Source organism: Pedobacter sp. 05L430 (genome assembly GCF_056397585.1).
Genome location: NZ_JBFTNT010000341.1, coordinates 1 through 4,190 on the forward strand (window position 1 = coordinate 1; position 4,190 = coordinate 4,190).

2 protein-coding genes are annotated in these 4,190 nt (G+C 37.3%); both read right to left on the reverse strand.

The window, feature by feature from the left end; genetic code table 11:
- The coding region (locus tag AC1DG9_RS24205) for a hypothetical protein (RefSeq protein ID WP_477635390.1) at positions 1–742 on the reverse strand (742 nt) is incomplete at its 3' end.
- Between the two features lie 16 nt (positions 743–758).
- The gene (locus tag AC1DG9_RS24210) at positions 759–4,079 is read right to left on the reverse strand and encodes a VCBS repeat-containing protein (RefSeq protein ID WP_477635391.1); all 3,321 of its coding nucleotides are present in this window, start codon (positions 4,077–4,079) and stop codon (positions 759–761) included.
- Positions 4,080–4,190: the final 111 nt, after the last annotated feature.

Genomic DNA, 4,190 nt, shown 5'->3' on the forward strand with positions numbered 1-4,190 from the left:
CTCTATGTTCTGGTGTTAGCCCTGCCCCTCCCTCCACATAATTACCTAACATCAATTTATAAAACGCCGAATTTTTATCCTTAGAAAAAGGGACAGGAGGTGCTGGTTTAAATTGAGAGCAGGAATCTAGTGTAAACGGACGTATGGTATTAAAATACGGCTCAACCGGTGGGAAATAAGCAGGTGGAGTTGGATACCAGCTACCTTCTATATTTAGAGGTGTATAGCGGGGATAGTTACTGATCTTGTTATACTTATCTGCCTTGGCATATCCTAATATCTGTTTACTTACTTGCTGCGCATATAATTTAGAATTCTCAATAACATTGTTAGAAAATCCTATTTTTTTACAGGAGTCTAAAAATGATTGCTCATATTTTTCAAACAAACTTCCGGATGGCTGCATTTTTTTTGCTGTCGCAATCATAGCCAATATTGCGCTTAACTGATAAGAATAGCTTCCGGGAACAGATGGCTTAATAATTTCCGGATAGTCATTCAATATCCCCTTCATCGAAATACAATTGGAGTCATTTTGTACAACTACCTCATAACCAGAAAGACTTGCATAAGTAAAAAATCGGGCAGCAAGCGGAGGATTTGTTACGTCATGGATCATGAGTGAAGTCATTTCATCCAGGACTTTAGCAATATCCTTATTACTAAGCTCCGGTGATTTTTCATTGTTGCGGCATGCGGCGAAGCATATTACGCACAAACTAAAAAACAATAGTTTTCTCATATAAATAATAATAGTTCTATTTTCCTTTTAACTGATAGGCCTTTGCACCCTGCTGATTAATACCAAAGACAATCGTATTGTTAATCTCGATTACACTTCTAACATCCCCTTGTAACTTAAATCCGGATATATACTGAGGTATATAGCTAAAACTACCCTTACCATTGCCTTTTAACAGTACTCCATAATTAGCATCGTATTTTCCGAAACGAAGTCGGGCCTGATTCATATTACCACACAATAGCAGGTCATTATGACCATCTGCATCATAATCAATAGAAGTAATGGTATAAACCGGAGCCATTTGTGCTTCAACGGGTAAATCCCTTTCATGAAAACGCCCGTCGGTTCCACTCTGAAAATAGGTAGTTTTAAGACAGTTGGCCTTTAAATATCTAGCATCCTTTAATTCATCTGCTGTAAATACATCTTTCAATGTCGCATCAGCATAGCTTGTATAATTTGAGAACCGTGGCCTCATTATGCTCATTTGATCTAATAATTCATCCCTGGTTATATAAGGGAAGCTTTTTCCCTTCAGATAAAAACATAGAATAGGATCAATGGCACCATTACCATCAAAATCTTTATAATACATTTCTGCAGGTTCTTTATCGCTGACTTTGCATTGACTATTTAAACCGAGATTTCCAACAACTAAATCTGGTCTGCCGTCTTCGTTAAAATCACCAACCTGAAGTTTATTCCACCAGCCACTGTATTCTTTATCAAAATAACTTTTGGTTTTATTTACTAATTTTCCGCTTGTATTAATGAATGCATTAACCGGCATCCACTCTCCTACAGTAACCAAATCGGGTTTTTTATCACCGTTTAAATCTATCCATGCAGCGTCAGTAATCATCCCACCTTGATTTAATTCAGGACAAATAAGGCTTAACTGATCTGTAAAATGACCTTTTCCATCGTTTATTAAAAGATAACTCTTTGGGGCTTCAGGATAAAGACCCGGGATCACCCGACCTCCAACAAAAACATCTAAATGTCCATCTCCGTTAAAGTCTGCTACACGCGCACAGCTTTTGCTTACATTCATTTCGGGAAGCGTACCGGTTGATTTTAAAAGATTCCCCTTTCCATCATTCATATACAAGCGATCTTGCAATAATGGATCGGCAACATTAAAACCATGATATCCACCGCTTACAACATACAGATCGGTAAAACCGTCACCGTTCGCATCAAAAAATACTGCGTCTGCATCTTCACTATCCTTATCACCCTCAAAAGGCTTTTGATTTTTAATAAACTTGCCATTTTTCTGCTGGATATATAATATACCAGGTTCATTCTTATTTCCACCAACATAAACATCTTCCAGACCATCCTTATTTACATCGCCTTTTGCCATGCAAGGATCAGCAAAAGATTGTGGATTGGTCATTAATGGCTGACGTTTGAAGTCATTGATGCCATTCTTACTTTTAACAAAATCTACCGGGGATATTACTTCCTTAAACAATGCAGGTTTTATACCCGGCGGAGTGTAATTCCCTAAAGCATCCTTTTCATTTAACAGCAATAACTGATCGGCCTTAACTTTGGCCAAAACTTGTTTTTTACCACTTTGCCAAACCACTGATATGGAGTCAATTGTGTTTTTCTTACCTAATCCAAAATGTAAGATTGGCGAAACGCTGGATAAATAACCCCTGGAAGGCATTTGCTCTAAAGACTGAAGCTTACCATCTGAATAGATGGTAACTTTAGCCCCTATACCTACGGTATTCTGTTTTAATCCGGCTAGTTTTATTTTAAGATAATGAGTGGTCGAGTCTCCCTGATTCTGATAAATAAAGGCGGGTTTATTTATATTATTAATGATCAGATCCAGATCACCGTCATTATCAAGATCAGCATATGCTGCCCCACTACTATTTGATGGAACATCTATCCCCCAGTCAAAACACTTATTTGCAAAATCAAAACCGCCTTTATTTTTATAGATATAGTTCTTTACATCAGAAGACGGCAATTTGCTCAGCATATCTAAAATATGACGGGGTTCAACATCCCCATTTATGCTGTTGAAATAATTGGCATTATATTTTACCACGTCCATATTGGTAAAATCATGAAGATACCCATTGGTTACAAAAAGATCCTTCCAGCCATCATTATCAAAGTCGGCAAATAAAGGTGCCCAGCTCCAGTCAGTATTGGAAACACCTGCCAGTTGGCCTACCTCGCTAAATGTTCCGTTACCATTGTTTATATGAAGCATATTGCGCATATATTGATAATACAAGCCATTGCGTAAATTCAGATCGAAAAACTCATAGTTATCAAATCCCTGGAGCAGTTTTTGGCGATGATTATCTTCGGGAATCATATCAAGGGTATATATATCCATTAACCCATCATTATTTATGTCCACAACATTATTGCCCATTGAATACATAGAAATATGCCGAAGATTTGACGTCAATTGATCAGTGAATGTCCCATCTCTATTGTTGATATATAAACGATCTTGTATAGAATAGTCGTTTGAAACATATATGTCTGGCCATCCATCTCCATTTACGTCCGAGGTAGCCGCGGCCAATCCATATGACAATACTGAACTATGTAAGCCTGCCTTAAGGGTAACATCTTTAAAATGCCCTCCTTCGTTTCTAAACAATTTGGTTCCAGACAAGCTATCTGGAGTTTTTTGAAGTTCCTGAATAGTAATATCATCAAGCTCGGTAAGTACCCTAATGTTCTCATTTACCAGTAACATGTCAAGATCCCCATCTTTATCGTAATCAAAAAAATAGGATTGTGTACTGTAAGAAGAATCTGCCACTCCGTAGATTTCGGCCTCTTCTTTAAATTGAGGAATGCCCTTTTCTGTTAGCCCTTTATTAATAAACAGTTGATTTTTTCTGTTCTCGCCAGGATATTTACCTGAATAACATATATAGATGTCCAACAACCCGTCGCCATTAACATCGGCCATATTGACTCCATTTTTCCATCCCTCTGTTCTACCTGTAACGTCAGCGATAGCTGTCACATCCTCAAACTTCATATTACCCCTGTTCAGGTAGAGTTTATTCGATGTCATGTTACCGGAAAAATAGATATCCTCCAGTCCATCATTATTTAAATCTCCTATAGAAACACCAGAGCCATTATAGAAAGCCGGGTAGTTAAAAACATTTCGTTCGAAGGTTTCTTTGATATTATTTGCAAAAAGAATATTGGTTTGTGCAGAATCCAACAATTTAAACAAAGGATTTTCGGCGACTGCATTTGCTGYATCTTTTGTGGATTGCTTACAAGCCGAAAACATTAAAATAAAAATAATTGGATAGTAAAGTCTCTTCATACTTTCGTGATCAAAGTGCACCACAAAATGCCTGAACATGCCAAAGGCACATAAAATTTCATACAATTACACATGGTTCTAATTTGGTTAGTTTGGTTTTCTGCTTAACAA